General features: G+C 65.2%; 11 protein-coding genes and 1 CRISPR repeat array (1 of these 12 only partly in view). Of the genes, 7 read left to right on the top strand and 4 right to left on the bottom strand.

Annotated elements, in window-relative coordinates; genetic code table 11:
* A CRISPR array of direct repeats spans nucleotides 1-2,239; the repeat unit is 30 nt; unit sequence GCTTCAATCCCACAAGGGTTCGTCTGAAAC; it reaches 1,146 nt to the left of the window's first position.
* A gap of 164 nt (nucleotides 2,240-2,403) precedes the next feature.
* On the bottom strand, nucleotides 2,404-4,245 hold the full coding sequence (locus BN996_RS17240; RefSeq protein ID WP_089781118.1) for an asparagine synthase-related protein: 1,842 nt from the start codon (nucleotides 4,243-4,245) through the stop codon (nucleotides 2,404-2,406).
* Between the two features lie 348 nt (nucleotides 4,246-4,593).
* On the opposite strand from BN996_RS17240, the gene BN996_RS17235 reads away from it, so the two are divergent.
* From BN996_RS17235 to BN996_RS17225, 3 genes are all read left to right on the top strand, one after another.
* The gene (locus BN996_RS17235; RefSeq protein ID WP_089781116.1) at nucleotides 4,594-6,396 is read left to right on the top strand and encodes a hypothetical protein; all 1,803 of its coding nucleotides are present in this window, start codon (nucleotides 4,594-4,596) and stop codon (nucleotides 6,394-6,396) included.
* Nucleotides 6,397-6,622: 226 nt separating this feature from the next.
* Entirely contained in the window at nucleotides 6,623-8,143 is a 1,521-nt protein-coding gene (locus tag BN996_RS17230) for a lipopolysaccharide biosynthesis protein (RefSeq protein WP_089781114.1), read from the top strand.
* A 463-nt stretch (nucleotides 8,144-8,606) separates the two neighbouring features.
* Nucleotides 8,607-11,348: a hypothetical protein gene (locus BN996_RS17225; RefSeq protein ID WP_089781112.1), complete on the top strand. Its 2,742-nt coding sequence runs from the start codon at nucleotides 8,607-8,609 to the stop codon at nucleotides 11,346-11,348.
* Between the two features lie 189 nt (nucleotides 11,349-11,537).
* Here BN996_RS17225 and BN996_RS17220 read toward each other — a convergent pair whose 3' ends face one another.
* The 3 genes from BN996_RS17220 to BN996_RS17205 all read right to left on the bottom strand — a co-directional run bounded on the left by BN996_RS17220 (nucleotide 11,538) and on the right by BN996_RS17205 (nucleotide 15,418).
* A complete protein-coding gene (locus BN996_RS17220) occupies nucleotides 11,538-12,584 on the bottom strand; it encodes a DUF1616 domain-containing protein (protein WP_089781110.1) in 1,047 nt (348 codons plus the stop codon).
* 73 nt (nucleotides 12,585-12,657) lie between these two features.
* A complete protein-coding gene (locus BN996_RS17215) occupies nucleotides 12,658-13,794 on the bottom strand; it encodes a glycosyltransferase family 2 protein (protein WP_089781108.1) in 1,137 nt (378 codons plus the stop codon).
* Nucleotides 13,795-14,149: 355 nt separating this feature from the next.
* Nucleotides 14,150-15,418, bottom strand: coding sequence for a polysaccharide deacetylase family protein (locus tag BN996_RS17205; protein ID WP_089781105.1), 1,269 nt, complete (start codon nucleotides 15,416-15,418; stop codon nucleotides 14,150-14,152).
* A gap of 575 nt (nucleotides 15,419-15,993) precedes the next feature.
* Here BN996_RS17205 and BN996_RS17200 point away from each other — a divergent pair.
* The 4 genes from BN996_RS17200 to BN996_RS17185 all read left to right on the top strand — a co-directional run bounded on the left by BN996_RS17200 (nucleotide 15,994) and on the right by BN996_RS17185 (nucleotide 18,824).
* Nucleotides 15,994-17,301 (top strand): hypothetical protein, encoded by a 1,308-nt coding sequence (locus tag BN996_RS17200; protein WP_394326175.1) that lies wholly within the window; start codon nucleotides 15,994-15,996, stop codon nucleotides 17,299-17,301.
* 131 nt (nucleotides 17,302-17,432) lie between these two features.
* On the top strand, nucleotides 17,433-17,708 hold the full coding sequence (locus tag BN996_RS17195; protein WP_167344169.1) for a hypothetical protein: 276 nt from the start codon (nucleotides 17,433-17,435) through the stop codon (nucleotides 17,706-17,708).
* On the top strand, nucleotides 17,705-18,136 hold the full coding sequence (locus BN996_RS17190; RefSeq protein ID WP_089781100.1) for a type II toxin-antitoxin system VapC family toxin: 432 nt from the start codon (nucleotides 17,705-17,707) through the stop codon (nucleotides 18,134-18,136). The genes BN996_RS17195 and BN996_RS17190 overlap by 4 nt, the downstream gene beginning before the upstream one ends.
* 244 nt (nucleotides 18,137-18,380) lie before the next feature.
* Nucleotides 18,381-18,824, top strand: a complete 444-nt coding sequence (locus BN996_RS17185) for a hypothetical protein (protein WP_089781291.1) — start codon at nucleotides 18,381-18,383, stop codon at nucleotides 18,822-18,824.
* The last annotated feature ends 4 nt before the right edge of the window (nucleotides 18,825-18,828 follow it).

Below are 18,828 nucleotides of genomic sequence, written 5' to 3'. Positions count from 1 at the left end.
GCCGGACCACAGACTCGCAAAATATCTCTATGAGGCTTCAATCCCACAAGGGTTCGTCTGAAACGGCGGGTTCTTATGGTGCAAGACAGAGACAACACAAAGCTTCAATCCCACAAGGGTTCGTCTGAAACAAGAGATATTGAGTGACGAAGGGAACGAATCTAACAAGGCTTCAATCCCACAAGGGTTCGTCTGAAACGCGGCAGGTGGCGCGCTCGTCGATGCCGCGCTCTCTGCTTCAATCCCACAAGGGTTCGTCTGAAACCATCAAGGTCCTCCCGGACACCAACGAGGACCGCGAGCTTCAATCCCACAAGGGTTCGTCTGAAACCGAACTACCCGCTGCCGGTCGCGTGCATCACGTGCGCTTCAATCCCACAAGGGTTCGTCTGAAACCCACTCCTGAAAGGCCTCGGACACGTCGCCACGGCCGCTTCAATCCCACAAGGGTTCGTCTGAAACGCAGTTTGCTACTTGTACCCTCGCCTACACCGGAGTGCTTCAATCCCACAAGGGTTCGTCTGAAACTGTTGTCTCGGACGAGGTCGGGCATGTACTGCGACCGTGCGCTTCAATCCCACAAGGGTTCGTCTGAAACCATTTATCGGGGAGTGTATATTCATCGCCATGTTGTGGCTTCAATCCCACAAGGGTTCGTCTGAAACGACCCACACTTCCACGATATCACAATCCGAGGCGGGCTTCAATCCCACAAGGGTTCGTCTGAAACTGGGCAATGGACGACTCAAACCGATGCCGACACCACGGGGGCTTCAATCCCACAAGGGTTCGTCTGAAACATGACGTGAGAGTCGTCGCGTTCACCGACGACGTAGCTTCAATCCCACAAGGGTTCGTCTGAAACTCGGCATCGGCGATGGCCTCGGGGTCGTGGCGGAGGCTTCAATCCCACAAGGGTTCGTCTGAAACTCCCGTCGACGGCGAAGTCGGCGCCGTGGTAGGTGCTTCAATCCCACAAGGGTTCGTCTGAAACACTCGTGGACGTACCAACTCCGTGACCTGCAACCGCTTCAATCCCACAAGGGTTCGTCTGAAACGGTTGTTCGGGGCGTTGATAAACGCGAGATGTGGTTGCTTCAATCCCACAAGGGTTCGTCTGAAACGGTCCGCACGCAAATCGAGTTCGAGGCAGTCGCGGGCTTCAATCCCACAAGGGTTCGTCTGAAACTGGGGGCGAGAGTTGACACCGAGTTCAAGCGGCTTCAATCCCACAAGGGTTCGTCTGAAACCGGGCAGTCCCCGAGAAACGCCGCGTTTGTTGAGATGCTTCAATCCCACAAGGGTTCGTCTGAAACGGGCAACCGTTGTCCTTCCAACAATGGAAGCCCAAGCTTCAATCCCACAAGGGTTCGTCTGAAACGGTTGGGTGGAATTAACCATCACGACCGACTTTATCGCTTCAATCCCACAAGGGTTCGTCTGAAACTCGGTTGACGAGATTATCACGGCCGAACTGCCCGACGCTTCAATCCCACAAGGGTTCGTCTGAAACCCCCGAGATGCGTAGCGCCCAAGCGACTGGTCGGTGCTTCAATCCCACAAGGGTTCGTCTGAAACGATGTTCGTGCCTCGCACTGAGCGCGTTCACTCACTGCTTCAATCCCACAAGGGTTCGTCTGAAACTCGGTGGCCGCACTCAGGGCACTCGTACCAGACGCGGCTTCAATCCCACAAGGGTTCGTCTGAAACGACCCGAAGGAAGTCGAGCAGACAATCGACATCGAGCTTCAATCCCACAAGGGTTCGTCTGAAACATGTTCGTGCCTCGCACTGAGCGCGTTCACTCACTGCTTCAATCCCACAAGGGTTCGTCTGAAACTCGCCGAAAAGCACGGACTCCAACATCGACCGAACGCTTCAATCCCACAAGGGTTCGTCTGAAACAGCAACAGGGACTGCACGGCGGCTTCGCGGCGGCTGCTTCAATCCCACAAGGGTTCGTCTGAAACACCTGCTCGTGGTCCATCGAGTTCGCCGTCAGGTGGTTGCGGATGCTTCAATCCCACAAGGGTTCGTCTGAAACAGTCGTAGACCGCCTCGTCGAGATTGGTTGAGTCGCTTCAATCCCACAAGGGTTCGTCTGAAACGAGCGCCCGACGCGCTTCGGTCCAAGAAGCATGTCTGCTTCAATCCCACAAGGGTTCGTCTGAAACCAATCTTTGAGGTACTCCCGTCGAGATCTCACCGAGCTTCAATCCCACAAGGGTTCGTCTGAAACCGTCCCGAAACCACGGGCGTAATGCCGCTTACGAACCGAATTCAAAAGAACGTTTCCGTCGACCCTCAATTCCCCCGAACCCCCCGGGGGGTCGACGGAAACGAAGCTCCTCTCCTCGCGACCAGCGGTACGATTCGAGAAAACCCCACCGAGAGCCCCCGGGCTCAGTCGGCCGGTTGCGGTGCGTCTTCGGCTTCCGCCACACTCGCGGTTCCGCGTTCGCCTTCGCGGTCGATGTACTTGCGGACCCAGAGTTCGCCGGTGATGATGCCGGAGATGGCGCTCATGTGTTCGGCTTCGCCCGTGAGCTCCTCGCGCTGGAGGCGGCGAATCTCGTCGGCGTCGAAGTACGGGCGCTCGCATGCGGAGTCGAGCAGGTCGTCGACCCGCTCGCGGAGCGCGCGGTTCGTCCGGTACCAGTCGCCGATGGTGGAGCGGCCGCCGTAGGTGTGGACGTCGCCGACGAGGCGCTCGCGGATGCGATCGACGGAGGTGCCGACGACGAAGCCGGCGGCGTGTTGCCACATCGGGCGCGCCGGGGGGACTTTCGTCCGCTCGTAGGGGATGGCCGCGAGTCGGCTGTCGAGGCGGCGGACCAGTTCGACCTTCGGGTAGGCCGTCCCGGCGGGAATCTTCCCGTCGGTGAACGGAATCGAGCCGACGCGGTGCGAAAGCGGCATCCGCGTCACGGCCCGGAGGAACGCGGTGTCGCTGAAGGGGACGCGGGTGCCGGCTTGGCTCTCGGCGATGGGGTTGCTGGCGAAGTCGCACCGCGGGAAGTAGTTGCGGTAGTAGCAGTCCATCGCGGTGCTGTAGAGGTCCGGTTGGTCGCTCTTGCGCACCTCCTCGCGGTAGGTCGTCATCGGGTCGAAGTCGGTCCGCAGGAGCCTGCGGGCGTCGTCGACGTCGACGCGGTGTTTCGCGCGGTAGAGCGCGGCCTCGGGTGATTTGCTGCCTTCGACGGCGGCACGGCCGATGCCGTCGCCCATCATCCCGCCCTGTCCGCAGCCCTCGATGAGCACGTCGGGCATGTCCTCGATGTTGAACACGTTCGCGAGGTTGACGAACGTCGAGAGGCCGACCATCCCGCTGGTCAGTTGGACCGACTTGTCGAGGGAGTCGACGAGCGCGTCCGAATTGACCGGCACGCGCCTGTTTTCGAGGCCGAGCACCGCCGAGACCTTCGCGGCGAGTTCGAGGTTGCTCCCGTTGGCGGGGTTCGAGTCGTAGGTGTAGGTCGTGAGGTCGTGGTAGCGGCTGAGTTCGCCCGCCATCGAGCGGCTGTCGAGGCCGCCGGAGAGCCACAGGCCGATATCGCCGTCTATCGTGTCGGCCATGTCGGCGATGACCTCGCGGTAGGCCTCGGTGAGGTCGTCGAGGTAGGAGTCGTCCGGGCTCTGTTCGAACGTGTGGTGCCAGTACGACTCGATTTCGGGGCCGGTGTCGGCCCGGTAGTCGAGGACCGTCCCGGAGGGGAGGAACTTCACGCCCTGTACGAGCGTCTTGTCGCCCCAGACGTGCCCGATCATGAGGAGGTCGCTGATGGCGCGTTCGTCGACCTGCGGGTCGTCGAGGAGGGTCGTCAGCGCGCCGACCTCGGTCCCGAAGGCGAACGGTTCGCCCGCGACGTAGAAGCACTGTCGCGTCCCGAGTTTGTCGCTGGCGAGCACGACGCGCTCCGACTCGCCGTCGACGGCGACGACGAGGAACGAGCCGTCGAGCTCGGGGAGGAGGGCGTGCGGGTCCTCCAGGAGCCGGCGGAACAGCCCGTCTACGTCGAGGCCGAGTTCGTCGCGGTTCGTCACCGCGCCGTATATCGCTCCCACGCGCGGCCCGTCCTCCCAGACGGTACAGCCCGCGGGGTCTCTCGCGCCGTGGTGGAGCACCGAGACGCCGAACCGGCCGGTCGACCGCGTCGCCGACTCGTACCAGTCTTCGCGGTGGAGTTCGGCCGCGCAGGCGTCGAGCGTCGCCGCGTCGAGCGCGCCGCCGACGAAGCCGGTCATCGGCGGCCCTCCCTTCCGATTCGCTCGATGGTCCGTGGCGTGAGTGCTGTGAGTGACATCGTTGCCCGATATCCGCGCGCGTCGGGTTTTGTTATCGCGCACCTATACGGCGCGAGGCGACGTCGGACGCCCGAACATCGACCGGCATCGCGCTCGACACCGACCGGTATCGCGTGCTCGAACGCGTCCGCGCGCGCCTCGCTGTCGTGAATCCCCGGTTCCTCGGGTCTCGGCACCTCGACGGCTGGCGGGCGGAGACGATTCGAAATCGAGTGAGAACGCCCAGAACGCCCTCTGAGACGATTACACGCTCAATAACAAACTACGCTACTCGCCTCTTCTCACGCGATGATGCAACGTGATTCGCGGCTCACGAGAACGCTCCTCCTCGTCGGATTTCTCGCGATAGCCGTCGGTATCCTCGTCGCTCGCGAATCGCCGGCGCGCGCGTACGAGGTCTCAATCTACCAGTCGACCCCGGCGGTGTTCTGGGTCGGCGTGGCGGTGGCGGTCCTGTCCTCGCTGGCCGTGGTCGTCCGTGAACCCGACAGCCGATACGCGCTCGGCGGAGTGGCGCTGGGGGCGCTCGCGATAGCCGCGGTCTCCGCCCTCCCGCTCGTCAGGGAGTACTACTTCTACGGTTTCAACGACTCGCTGACGCACCTCGGGTGGGCGAGGTCTCTCGTCTCCGAGTCGCTGACCCCGCTGGACATCGTCTACCCGAGCGGCCACGTGTCGGCGGGGATGTTCAGCGCCGCCCTCGGCGTCGAACTCACCACCGCGATGATGCTCGTGGTGTTTTTCGTCTCGGTCGTCTACCTCGTGTTCGTCCCGCTTCTCGTCTCGCTCGTCGTCCCCGACCGGCGGGCGGTCCTCATCGCGGTGTTCTCGGCGCTGTTGTTCCTGCCGGTGAACCTCAACGGGTTCAAGCTCATGTTCTTCCCCTACTCGCTGGCGTCGTTCCTCGGACTGGTGCTTCTGTACCTCTTCTTCAAGCACCAGTTCTCCGGCACCGACGCCGTCGAGAGCCGGTGGCGCGGCCACGTCACGCCCGTCTCCGTCCTGTTCGCCATCGGGACGGTCGCGCTGGTGTCGTACCACCTGCAGGTCGCCGTCAACTACCTCGTGCTGTTCGCCGTCGCCGCGGCCATCCAACTCGTCCAGCGCTGGCGGACCCCGGACGCCGTCGCCGAACAGCGACCGGTGTACGGTCTGACGCTCGTCTTCGCCGCGGCGTTCGTCTACTGGCTGACCCAGTACACCGTCGGCTTTTCGACCGGCGGCCTGTTCGTCGAGGGCGTGCTCGGCATCCTCTCGGGGAGTTCCGCGGCCGGCGTGGCTATCTCTCAGCGCACCGGCTCCGTCACCGCCGTCGGCGGCGGTATCTTCGACGTGTTCGTGAAGCTGTTCCTCGTGAACGCGGTGTACGCCCTGATAACCCTCGGCGTCTTCCTCGGCGTCCTGTTCGGGCGGCTCCCACAGCTCTCCGCCCAGGGCCGGTCCATCCTGCGGACGCTGACGTTCAGCCTCGTCGTGTTGGTGCCGTACTTCTTCGCGCACCTCCTCGGCGTCATCTCGGAGACGAACTTCTTCTTCCGCCACGTCGGCTTCGCGATGATTCTCTCGACCGTCGTCGGGAGCGTCGGGCTGTTCTACGCCTTCGAGTGGCTCTCGGGGACGGAGTACTGGTCGAAGTACGGGGCGGCGGTCAAGGCCGGCGCGCCCGTCGCGACGGCGCTCGTCATCGGGCTCACGCTCATGGTGATGTTCCCGTCGCCGTACATCTACCTCCCGTCGAACCACGTCCCCGCCCAGCAGATGGGGGCGTACGACACCGCCTTCGGGATGTCGGACGAGGACATTCGGTACGTGGGCATTCGCGGGAACCCCGACCGCTTCGTCGACGCGCTGCCCGACAGTCCCACGCCGGCGCTCGGCTTCACGACGCCCGACGAGGCACTCACCGACTTGCCGAGTTACTACGACGGCCCGCGGTATCTGATGGTCTCGAAGACCGACCACGACCGCGAGGTAATCGCCTACCGCGAACTCCGGTACTCCGAGGCGAACATCACGGCCGTCCGGGACCAACCGAACGTGAACCGCGTCATGTCGAACGGCGCGGCCGACCTCTACTACGTGTCCGGGTAGCCGCCCCGAACCCGGGTTTCGTTTCGCGTCGGCTTCGAACTCGCCGGTGTCCCTCGCTCGCCGGCGTCAAAGAGCGCCTAATTCCCGCGCCCGCGGGAGCCGTGCTCCCCGCTGAACCAGTAGCGAGTCAATAATTAATCGCCTCCTGAGCCGATGTGTAGCCGAGTGTTACCGTTCGTGAATACGCCGAGTCGCCGCCGAGACGGCGGCCCGAGAGGTGCTTTCGATGAGAGATAAGATTCGCTCTGTCGTCCGGACGATTCGCCGCCGGTTCGTCCCCGGCGACGACGGCGGCGACCTCACGGAGCGGACGGTGAAAAGCGGGATGTGGGTGTCGGCGATGAACGTCCTCGACCGGGTGCTGAAGGTCGTGATGTTCATCGTCCTCGCGCGACTGCTCGGCCCCGAGGCCATCGGGCTGATGGGCATCGCGCTGCTCACCATCTCGGCGCTTCTGAGCCTGACGAACCTCGGCATCGACGCCGCGCTCATCCAGCGCGTCGACGACGACGTCGACGAGTACCTGAACACGACGTTCACGCTCGAACTCCTCCGCGGCCTGCTGATGAGTTCGGTTCTCTACCTCGCCGCCCCGTCGCTCGCCTCGCTGTTCGGCGAGCCGGCCGCGCGGGACCTCATCCGCGCCATCGCCTTGGTCCCGATTTTCCTCGCGCTGCGGAACCCCGCGATGGTCTACTTCAAGAAGGACCTCGCGTTCCACAAGGAGTTCGCCTACCGGGTCAGCGGGACGACCGCCTACGTCGTGGTCGCGCTCGGCTACGCCGCGGTCAGCCCGACGGTCTGGGCGCTCGTCTTCGGCTACCTCGCCGACGCCGGCGTCAGGTCGGTCGTGACTTACTTCCTGCACCCGTACCGTCCGCGCCCCGCGCTGAACCGCGCGTACGCCGCCGAACTCATCGGCTACGGGAAGTGGGTCACGGGGTCGTCCATCGTCGAGTTCCTCTACGGACAGGGCGACGACGCGGTCGTCGGCTGGCTCCTGACGGCGACCTCGCTCGGCTACTACCAGCTCGCCTACCGCATCTCCAACGCGCCGGCGACCGAAATCGCCGTCGTCGTCTCCAGCGTGATGTTCTCGACGTACTCGAAGCTTCAGGAGGACCAGCGCGCCCTCCGCGAGGCGTTCTTCAGCACCTTCCGGCTCACCGCCTTCGTCGCCCTGCCGATGTCGGTCGGTATCTACCTCGTCGCGCCCGCATTCGTCGGCGCGTTCCTCGGCGAGGACTGGCTCCCGATGGTGCTCGCCATGCAGATTCTCGTCGCCTACGGGCTCTTCCGGACGCTCTTCGCGACGTTCAATCCCGTCTGGCGCGCCGTCGGCCGCCCCGACGTCCAGACCAAACTCGGCTTCCTCAGGGTCGCCCTGCTCGCCATCGTCATCGTTCCCGCGACGAGCGCCTACGGCATCGAGGGGACGGCGCTCGCGGTCACGGGCATCCTCGCGTTCCCGATGGTCCCGCTCTACGCGCGCGAGATGAAACGGACGCTCGGCACGACCTATCGGCGGTTCCTCCGCGAACTCTCGTACCCCGTCGCGGCCAGCGGCGCGATGGCGCTGGCGGTCCTCGCGGCGCAGAACCGCGTCGGGTCGCCGCTCGTCGAGTTCGCACTGCTCGTCGCGGTCGGCGTCGTCGCCTACGTCCTCAGCGCGGCGTCGCTCATGACGCTTTTCGACTGGCGGGTCAAACACACCCTCCGGGAACTCGTCTCGGTGATGTCGAAGTGACGCGGTGACGCCGGCGCTCGGCCGCCCCCGACGGGTCCGACGAGGGGTCGATTCGACTGACTCTCATTGCTAGCTGAACCTCGACGGTGAATCAAACCTATCAGAACCTCGTCAGTAAATGTGGGTGCGGTGAAACGAACGCCCTCGCAAGATTCGGTGGGCGATTAATTACCAGTTCACAGTTGATTATCTGCGAGGTAGCGCCGATTCACGGCTCGAATACGGTTCGACCCCCGGATTGCGATTTTTCTCGAACACAACCGATTAAGCGGTTGTTTCGTGGGGTCGAACCGAGGTATGTTCAATTTTAGTTGAGACTATCGATTCCGAATTTATGGTGTGACTTTGGAATGCAACTGGTACTTATTTGGCCGCCATCCGAAGTAATCCCGTAAGTAATCGTCTCCAACCCGGTCATACCTCGCAATAATGATTATCACCTTAACGAGGGCTTTCCTCGGGTATGGCACGACTAACCGATGGAGACGACGACGAATCTGCGGCGGATTCAGACTCCATCCTCGAATCGCAACTCAACAGGCGGAACTACCTCAAACTCGGTGCGATGGCCGCATCGACTGCCCTCTCTGCCGGCGTCGCGTCGGCTGCGTCTGGACCAGAGGAGCGCTTCGGTATCCAATGGGACCGCGTCGTCAACGCGGTGGACGACCTTGGAATGGACCCCAACGGAAACGAACCGATAGACAACCAACTCGATTCCGCGTACGAAAGCGGGACGCTCATCGAATTCCCTCCGGGTGAGTATCTCGCCACCGAGACGCAGTACTGGAACGACGACGTGTCCCGCTTCGGGATGGTCGGCACCGGAAGCTCTCACAAGGACGTGCAGTTCGTCTTCCCGTCGGGCAACAACGGCGAGAAGTACCGGTTCCTCGAAATCACCAGCGGGGACCACCACGTCCTGAAGAACTTCTCCATCCAGCAGACCGACGACGCCACCACCACGGCGGACATCTGGATGATAAACGACGACGGCGGCCTCATCGAGGACGTCGAGTGGCTCGGCCGCACCCCCACCGACAACGACGCTCGCCGCCAGCTCCTCGCGTACGACTGTTCGTCCGTCGACGGCGTCAACGTCGCCCGTCGCGTCTACATGCGCGAGGGTGCCGAGCTTCCGGGCTACCCCGACGGCGTCGCGGGCATCCGCGTGCAGGGCGGCTCCGTCGGCGAGATTCGCCTCGTCGACTGCCACATCGAACAGCGCGGCTCGTCGTCGTTCCGCGCGACCCACACCCGCGGCGTCCTCCGCGTCGAGGGCGGGCTGTTCAAGAACAACGACAACACGAACATGCGCATCTCCGCGGGCGACCACCCCGAAAAGACCTCGTGGATCAAGGGCGCGACCGTCATCATGGACGCGGACAACCTCAACGAGCACGCCCACGACGGCGACAGCCTCGACAGTCCCGAGGGTCTCCGCATCGACTCCACCGGCAACGGGTACGCGGGCGTCCTCATCGAGGACTGCGACTTCATCTTCAAGTCCTGTCCCACCTCGCGCGGTATCGTCTCGTCGCCGACGTGGGGCGGCCACGGCGGCTTCACCCTGCGCAACTGCCGCATCCAGAACGACACGTCGGTCCAGACGATTCACGCCGACTCCGTCGACACCGACACCGCGGACAAGCCGTGGGGCGTGAACCTCGAAAACGTCTCCATCACGGGCAGCGCGCGGTCCCAGCCGTCCGGCGCGGCGGTCTGCATCGACAACGACCGCAACGGCTCGACCGTCCAGAACAGCTGTATCCACTTCCCGAACGGCGACGTGGACGGCGTCCTCGTCAACGACGCCACGAGCTGTGAGATTGTGGACTCGAACATCAACGTCTCCGGGCAGGCGACGGTGTTCAGCGGGGCCGACGTGGACACGAGCAACATCACGAGCGGCGACTCCTGTCCGCTTCCGAGCGCCGACAGCAGCACGGGCGGCGACTCGTCGACGACGGACTCGACGACAGACTCCACGACGGACTCGACGACCGACTCCACGACGGATTCGACGACAGACTCCACGACGGACTCGACGACCGACTCCGCGACGGACTCGACGACCGAAGACCTCCCGAACGAGATTCGCCTCGTCGGCACGGGCACGACGACGCAGTACGAGTTCACGGTGACGGACTCGCTGCAGGCGTCGGACGGAACCATCGAGGAGTGGGACGACATCGAAAGCGGCACCGCGACCGGCTGGATTACGACCGAGGGCGTCGAGGACGCGTACACGTTCTCCGGCGACGTCGACTCGTTCTCGTTCCTCGAAGGCGAGTCCGAGGTTTACGTCAACGGCGAGCAGGTGTCCGAGAGCGCGGTCACGGACGCGACGACCGATTCGAGCACGGACGGCTCGACGGACTCGACGACCGACTCTCCCGACCTCTCGCACGAACTGCGCCTCGTCGGCACGGGTACCCAGACGCAGTACGAGTTCACCGTCAGCGACGCGCTCGAAGCCTCGGGTGACACCATCGAGTCGTGGGACACCATCGACGGCACCTCCGCGGCGGGCTGGATCACGACCGAGGGCGTCGAGGACGTGTTCAACTTCGCGGGGAGCGTCACCTCCTTCGGCTTCGTCGAGGGCGAGGCCGAGATTTACGTCGACGGCGAGCAGGTGACCGAGAGCACGGTCACCGATGCCGCGACTGACTCCACGACCGATTCGACCGACGACTCCACCGACAGCCAGAACGAACTGCGCCTCGTCGGTACCGGCGTCGAGACGCAGTACGAAGTCGCCGTCAGCGGTACGCTCGAAGCCTCGGACGACACCATCGAGGAGTGGGACGACGTGTCCGAAAGCTCCGCGGCGGGCTGGGTGACCACCGAGGGCGTCGAGGACGTGTACGCCTTCACGGGTACGATCACGTCGCTGTCGTTCCTCCAGGGCGAGGCCGAGGTCTACGTCAACGGCACGCGGGTCGACCCCGCCGTGTTCTCCCTGCCGAACACCCTCGTCGTCGAGGGCGACGGCTCGGAGACGACGTACGACTTCATGGTCTCCGGCGACATCCTGAACGACCCGCTCGTCGGGCCGACCGAGAGCGCCGACAGCGTCACCAGCGGCAAGGCGAAGGGTTCGGTCACCGACGACGTCGACGCCTTCCGGTTCTCGGGCGACATCACGAAGATGAACCTGACCGGCGACGCGGCGCTGACGTTCGAGGACAACGACGGCTGAGGCGACGGCGGAAAAACGACACGACAGCACAGCACGCGGCGCGCCGCCCGCGCGGTGACGCCGCAGACGACAGAGGCACCCACGTTCGCATTTCGACGCGGTTTTTTCGTTTTCCACCCGACAGCCGAGCGACCGCCACACTTCGTGACGGAGCACTCAGCGACGAAGCGACGCCCGCGTGCCCCCGAGTTACGCCGCGTCGTCGCCGGCGTCCGCGCCGTCGGTCGGCTCCTCGGTCACGGTGACCCAGACGTACGCCGAGCGGTACGCCGTGTCGGTGCTCGGCTCCGACGGCGCGTCGCCCTCGTACAGGTAGTACGTGAGCCGGAGGTCCTCGCCGGTCAGCGTCGGGGCGAAGCCGTGGCGGGTCCGCCACGTCTCGCCGTCTGCGACGGTCTCCGTCCGCGAGCCGAGCGCCTGTCGTTCGACGACCGTCGTCTCGCCGTTCGCCCGCTCGACGCGCTGGAGTTCGGCCACGAGCGTGTAGCTCGTCGCCTCCCCCTCGACGTTTTCGACGGAGACGAACAGGGCGGTCTGTTCGCCGACCGTCAGCGCCTCGGGGTAGTCGGCGGCGACGAACTCGCCGCCGGCGTCCTGCGTGAGAAGCGACAGGCTCGAATACGACTCGCCCGTTCCCGGCGCGACGAGCGCGTAGCTCAGGCTCGCGACGGCCAAGAGGACGGCGGCGGCGAGCGCGACGTTCAGAAGCGAACCGACCCGCGAGGGCCGGTCGAACGACCGGACCACGTCGGCCCACCAGCGCCGAATCGGAACGTGGAACCGCTCCGCCTCGGGGAGTCGTCGCCGCCGGACTTCGCCGACGGCGAGGCCGACGACGACGACCGCCGACAGCGCGGCGATGACGGGCGCGGCGTCCAGACCGACGCCGGTCCAGAGGAGCGCCAGTCCGACGACCGGCAGCAGCGCGACGCTCATCCCGAAGGCGAGCGCGAAACGCTCTCCGAGGCCGAGGTCGGGTTGCCACTCGAACCGACCGAACGACGGGCCCTCGGCGGTCGCGCCCGCCGACCCTGCGGGGAACAGCGCGAGCAACAGCGCGTAGCCGGGCAGAAACAGCAGTACGGGGAGTCCGACGAGGGCTTGGGCGATCGGAACCACGTCGAGAACCGCGACGAGACTACTCGAAACGACGACGAACAGCGCGAGGGGCACGTCAAGCGAGAGTTCGCCGAGTGCCCGATTCAACCGCCCGTTGCTGTGTGATGTGGACCCCATTACTGGATAGATGACGCGTCTAGGGTGTTGTTATTGAGCGCCTCACACCCCCGTTTTCGCGGGTACGAGGTGACTAACTCCCGGTTATCTCGCGCTCTGTGATTCCGTCGGAGGCGCGTTCTTCTCTCTCGTCGTTCTCGTCGACACCGCCGCCGCCGCGAGCCGGCCGCGGGTCGGTCCGTGCGCCCCGCTCGAACGCCGCCGACGGCTCCGCCGCGACCCGTAACCGTTCGTTCTCGCGGCTGTCGAGGAGCATCGCGCCCCCGAGCGACCCGACCCCGATGAGGGCCGAAGCGAGGGACCCGGCGAACGACCGCCGATTCGCGCGGTTCCTCGACGCGACCCCACCGACCAACCGGAACGCGCCGGCGAGGAGGCCCACGACGCCGAGCGCGTAGAGGACGGCCACCGGATGGACGCCGCCGCCGAGGTACCGCACGCGGAGCCGCCAGAGGAAGTCCCTGAGCAGGAGGAACGACAGCCCGGGGACGAACGTCGAGTACCTGATGCCGCTTTCTTCGTCGCCGTAGCGCGCGCGCATCGGCACGGTCGCCACCCGCTTTTCGGCGACGTTCAGGTTCACGAGCAGGTCGTTCAGGAAGCCGTACTGGTCGTACAGCCGGTCGAAGTCGAGCTCCGCGAGCGCGTCCGCCGAGACGGCCGTGTAGCCGTTCTGCGGGTCGCGGATGTGCCAGTAGCCGCTGGCGATGCGCGTCAGGCCCGACAACAGGAGGTTGCCGAACAGCCGCCACGGCGGCATCCCCCGGCGGGTGTCCCGCGCGGCGAGTCGGTCGCCGACGGCGTAGTCGGCGTCTCCGCCGACGACGGGGTCGATGATGGCGGGCATGATGTCCGGGTCCATCTGGCCGTCGCCGTCCATCACGACGACGACGTCCATCCCGTCTTCGAGCGCGCGCTCGTAGCCGGTCTTGACGGCCGCGCCGCGCCCGCGGTTGACCGGGTGTCGAATCGGAACGACGCGCCTGTCGAGCGACGCGCCGCCGTCGGCCGCGGCGACGACGGGCGCGGCCACTCGCTTGTTCGCGCGCGCGGCGTGCCGTCGAATCACCTCCCACGTCCCGTCTGTCGAGCAGTCGTCGACGACGTACGCGCGGTCGACGAACGCGGGGAGCGTGTCGATGACGCCGCCGACGAACCGCGCCTCGTCGTACGCGGGCACGACGACGCCCACGGCGTTACCGCGATACATCGCCCCTCGCGTGCGACCCCTGTGTTGCCCGCCGAGCGCCGGCCGGTCCGCCGCCGTGAGACGGCGCTCCCGGCGGCGACGAATCGAGTCGGAGAGTGCGTAGGAACATTGATACTTCGACCCGCTGATTGGGCCGTTCGGGTCTTTGTTAGTCGTCAGCAACACGTACGAAAACACGAATTTCAGGCGTTTCTGACGGTTAGAACGGGTGTCTAACGTTCTCAGAAACGTGACTGACAGACTCCGAATCACGTTCGGAACGACTGTCCGGAAAATCAGCATATCGGCGCGCTCGGGTCGGCGTGCCGACCGCGTTTCTGTGCGACCGCGTTTCCGTCCCGAGGGAGTCGCCGCCTCAGACGGAATCTCGAATCGAGTCCCAGTAGCTCGACGCCGTGACCACGTCCAACCCGAGTTCGTCCACGTAGTCCATCGTCTCGGCGAACGCCGCCGGGCTGATGGAGCGCCCCTTCCCGGTCACGTCGTGGTACATGAGCACCGCGAGCTGGTTGTACTGCGCGGCGAAATCGAGCGCCTGCTTCGCCTTCTTCACGTCGTCGCCGTCGGTTCGGCCGACGATTTGCGGGTCGGACACCGGACCTGTCGGCCCCCCGACCGTCACGAACCCGAGGTAGTGGTAGTCGCTCGCGGCGTCGAGCGCCGACTCGTCGTACCGGCCGTACGGCCAGATGATGAAGTCGGCCCCGCGTTCGAACCCGTTTTCGACGAGCCACGCCTTCGACTCCCTGATGCTCGCGCGCTGGTCCGCCGGCGAGAGGTCGCGGAACGAGTCCGACCGCTGGGGGTGACTCACCATGTCCCAGCCGGAGTCGACCATCTCGTCCATCCCCGACCGCGGGATGCGGTGGCTCGACCCCACGGTCCACGGGATGACGCCGACGACGCCGGGGAAGCCGTGCGACTCCAGTATCGGATACGCCGTGTCGTACTGGCTCCGGGTGTTGTCGTCGAACGTAATCATCACCTTGCCCGCGTCGGCGCGCGGTTTGGCCCGGAGGGAGTCGACGTAGAACCGCGCCGTCGTGCCGCCGCCGGTGTACAGCTGGATGCTTATCTCGGTGACGTTGGACAGGTCCGGCGACCCGGTGACGCGCCGCGGCCCGAGGTCGAGGCGCTGCCAGCCGGCCGCCCAGACGTGGCGGCCGAGAAGCAGCGTGTTGTCGTAGTCGGGCGCGGCGAGGCGAACCGTGATGCCCTCGGTGTCGGGCGTTACGAGATTGACGGCCAGCGAGAGGTCCGCATCGGAGAGGTCGATGCCGCCGTCGAACGTCCGGTAAATCCACACCCGTTCGTCGGCGGGCGTCGCGTCGAGGCGGAGCGACTGCGACCCGCAGTAGACGACGTCTTCTTCGACGGCGTAGCGTCCCGCGAACGTCCCCCAGAGGCGCTCGTCTTCGAAGTCGTCGACGAGCCATCCCACGTCTCTGAACCGCTCTCGGCTGTTGAACGCGACCGCCAGCGGGTCGCCCGCCGCGTCGACGCTGGGGTCGTCGTAGCTGAATCGCGGGGTCGGAGTCGGCGCCGGCGTCGGCGGCTCGCTCGTCGCGGTCGGCTCGGTCGCGCCGGCCGGTTCCCCGCCCCTCGCGACGCACCCGCTGAGCACGGCGGCGCTCAGTCCAAGATATGAACGCCGTGACAGATTCATACGGATAACTGTCGTCACGAGTGGATAGTAATGCGACTCGTAATTTCAGTAGTCTCGGACTGAAACGTCGAGAACAGCGAATACGCCGATTTTGGCCGGCTTTTCGAACGTCTTCTCCCCCTCGTTTCGCCGCCGCCGGCGAGCCTCGATTCCGCGTCCCTCGCGCCGTCAGCCGCGGTTACACACCGTTTACCAATCACCTTTCCCGTCCAACTGACTGGAAACATGTGTAACCGACGTTGGTCCCTCTCTCTCCCGCTTTCATCTCGCCCTTCGCGGCGACTCAACTCCGATGCACGACGGACGCTGGACAGCCACCGAGAACATCCCGAGCGCGCGGAGGTCTCCCGCCGGTGAAGCGCAGAACCTACCTGAAGACGCTCGGCGCGGTCGGCGTCGGTGCCGCGCTCGCCGGGTGCAACACGCCGGACGAGGAATCGCCGACCGAGACGGCGACCGGGACGCCGCCAACCGAGTCGACGCCCACGCCCGAACCGGACCTCACCGTCCTCGACGCGGTCGAAGACCTCGGGATGGACCCGACGGGACAAGAGCCGGTCGACGACATCCTCGACGGGGCGTACGGCGACGACACGGCCATCGAGTTCCCGCCGGGCGACTACCTCATCACCCGCGAGCACGACTGGGACCGCGGCGTCTCGAACTTCCGGCTCGTCGGCCTCGGCGACTCGCACACGGACGTACAGTTCGTCTTCCCCCCGGCGGACCCCGGCGAGCGGTTCCGGATGCTCCGCATCACGAGCGGGACAGACCACGTCCTGCGGAACTTCTCTATCCAGCAGACCGACGACGACACCACGAGCGCCGACATCTGGCTCGCCAACGACGACGGCGCGCTCATCGAGGACGTCGAGTGGCTCGGCCGCACCCCCACCGACAGCCACGCGCGCGACCAACTGCTGTTGTTCGACTGCACCTCGGTCGAGGGGGTCAACGTCATCCGCCGCGTCTACATGCGCGAGGGCGCGGCGCTCCCCGGCTATCCGAACGGCGTCGCCGGGATTCGCATCACCGAGCGGTCCGTCGGCGAGGTCAGGATGATAGACTGCCACATCGAACAGCTCGGGTCGTCGTCGTTCCGCGCGACCCACACCCGCGGCGTCCTCCGCGTCGAGGGTGGCCTGTTCAAGAACAACGACAACACGAACATGCGCATCTCCGCGGGCGACCACCCCACGAAGACCTCGTGGATCAAGGGCGCGACCGTCATCGTCGACGCGGACAACCTCAACGAGCACGCGCGCGAGGGGGACCGACTCGACAGCCCCGAGGGCCTCCGCATCGACTCGACGGGCCACGGGTACACGGGCGTCCTCATCGAGGACTGCGACTTCATCTTCCGGTCGAGTCCCTCCTCGCCGGGCATCATCACCGTCCCGACCTACGGGAGCCACGGCGGCTTCACGATGCGTAACTGCCGCATCGTCAACGACACCGGCGTCCAGACCATCCACGCCGGGCCGGTCGACACCGACATCGCGCGCGAGCCGTGGGGGATGGTCCTCGAAAACGTCACCATCTCGGGGGCGTGCGAGAGTCAGCCCTACGGCTCTGCGGTCGTCGTCGACAAGAACCGAAACGGCTCCCGCATCGTCGATAGCTGCATCTACCTGCCGAACGGTCGAGTCGGCGGCGTGCTCGTCGACCGCGCGTCGGGCTGCTCCATCGAAAACACCAGCATCAACGTCAGCGGCCCGCCGACCCGGACCCGCGGCGTCGAACTCGCCCTCGACGACGTGACCTACACCGCGACCTGCGCGTTCCGCGACGTGAGCCCGCGCGTCGGCGAAGGGCCTCTCGGAACTCCCACTCGTCGGTAGTTCGCCGCGGCCGGGTGTCCCAGCTCTCGCCGAGGGTGCGTGCAAGACGTAGCGGACGCGTTCAGCAACTCCCCGTCTCACCGGTCAGAACAGTAGCAAACCTTACCCAGTAGTATGTTCTACCAGCGAACATGGCCACGTCGGTAAAGATGGACGACGACACGAAATCCCGTCTCGAACGGTTACAGGCCGAGATTCGGCTCAAGACCGGGACGCGAGTGACGCAGCAGGAAGTCTTGGCACGGCTCGTCGAGAACGCCGTCGAGTCCAAGGCTGACCTCATCGACTCGTTCCGCGAGAAGCGCGTCCCGCTTTCAGAATCCGAGCGCGAGCGGTTCCACGACGGGATGGTCTCGTCCGGCGTCACGACGACGGAAGAGGACATCGACGACGTGCTGTACGGATGAGCGTCTTCGTCGACACCGGCGTGTTCTTTGCGCACCACGATACGGATGCCGACCGGCACGACCAGGCGGTTAGCGCATTCGACGAACTGTTCGACGGGGAGTTCGGACAACCGTACACGAACGACTACGTCCTCGACGAGACGGTGACGCTCACGCGCGCTCGAACGGGTTCGTTCGAGGCAGCGGATACCGTCGCCGGTCGTATTCTCGGCGAGGAACCGTTTCCGAACGTGTTCGAGATGGTTCACGTCGAACCGGACGACGTCCGGGCGTCGCTGGAGACGCTCCGTCGATACGAGGACCACGACCTCAGCTTCACCGATGCGACCATCGTCTCTCTGTGTGAGTCGCGTGGCATCGACGCCGTGTTGAGTTTCGACACGGATTTCGATGGGCTCGTCGACCGCATCGAACCGGGGTACCGCTAGGTTTCAACAGCGCCACGGCGAGCGCCGACCGAAAAAAGAGCGGTCCGCTCAATGGCCCCTGAAGTTGAGTCCCGGCGTCAGCGTGATACCGGTCCCTCGGGTCCGCTGCAAACTGAAAAATGTATCCGCAATAACATTTATCGGGATGTGCGCCGCAGTTCGATCTATGGTTCGGCTCTGTTATCGGTACGGTCCCGGACGGCTCCCGTACGCCGGGCGAAACGACGTCGGAGGCGGGATAGCGATGGCTGCAACCGGGTTGTTGGCAATCACCCTCTGGTTCGGTGCTGCGGGGCTGCTGACTCTCGTCGGCGCGATGAACGGGACACTCGGGTTCGTCTTCGGTCTCGGACTGGTGGCCGTCCCGGTAGCGATACCGACCTCGTTTATCGTGGGCACGCTGCTCTGGCGACGGCTGCGAGCCAACGAAGACCGTCAGTGGTACGGCGCTGTTTTCGGCGGGTTGACTGCGTTTGGGAGCCTCGTTACCGGCGCGTTCGCCCCCGCTCTCCTCGTCGGCGTCTCGAACCTCGCCCGCGGTGAGATGGTCCTCCGAGAGGCAGCGGTCTTCATCGCCGTCATGCTGCCTGTGAGCGTGGTTTTCGCCGTCATCGTCGCCGGCTGGTTGGTCGTTCCACTCGGCGCGTTCGGCGGGTGGTATCACGAGCGTGCGAAGGCGTGCTCCTGACGAG

Origin of the sequence: Haloferax massiliensis, assembly GCF_001368915.1 — an archaeon.
GTDB lineage: Archaea > Halobacteriota > Halobacteria > Halobacteriales > Haloferacaceae > Haloferax > Haloferax massiliensis.
The sequence above is the reverse complement of the archived record's forward strand: the minus strand, read 5'-3'. Positions and strand labels throughout refer to the sequence as shown.

Coding starts and splice junctions, on each gene's coding strand:
- BN996_RS17220 (WP_089781110.1), bottom strand. CDS start 12,584: ATGGGGTCCACATCACACAGCAACGGGCGGTTGAATCGGGCACTCGGC.
- BN996_RS17230 (WP_089781114.1), top strand. CDS start 6,623: ATGAGAGATAAGATTCGCTCTGTCGTCCGGACGATTCGCCGCCGGTTC.
- BN996_RS17185 (WP_089781291.1), top strand. CDS start 18,381: ATGGCTGCAACCGGGTTGTTGGCAATCACCCTCTGGTTCGGTGCTGCG.
- BN996_RS17200 (WP_394326175.1), top strand. CDS start 15,994: ATGGACCCGACGGGACAAGAGCCGGTCGACGACATCCTCGACGGGGCG.
- BN996_RS17190 (WP_089781100.1), top strand. CDS start 17,705: ATGAGCGTCTTCGTCGACACCGGCGTGTTCTTTGCGCACCACGATACG.
- BN996_RS17225 (WP_089781112.1), top strand. CDS start 8,607: ATGGCACGACTAACCGATGGAGACGACGACGAATCTGCGGCGGATTCA.
- BN996_RS17195 (WP_167344169.1), top strand. CDS start 17,433: ATGGCCACGTCGGTAAAGATGGACGACGACACGAAATCCCGTCTCGAA.
- BN996_RS17215 (WP_089781108.1), bottom strand. CDS start 13,794: ATGTATCGCGGTAACGCCGTGGGCGTCGTCGTGCCCGCGTACGACGAG.
- BN996_RS17240 (WP_089781118.1), bottom strand. CDS start 4,245: ATGACCGGCTTCGTCGGCGGCGCGCTCGACGCGGCGACGCTCGACGCC.
- BN996_RS17235 (WP_089781116.1), top strand. CDS start 4,594: ATGATGCAACGTGATTCGCGGCTCACGAGAACGCTCCTCCTCGTCGGA.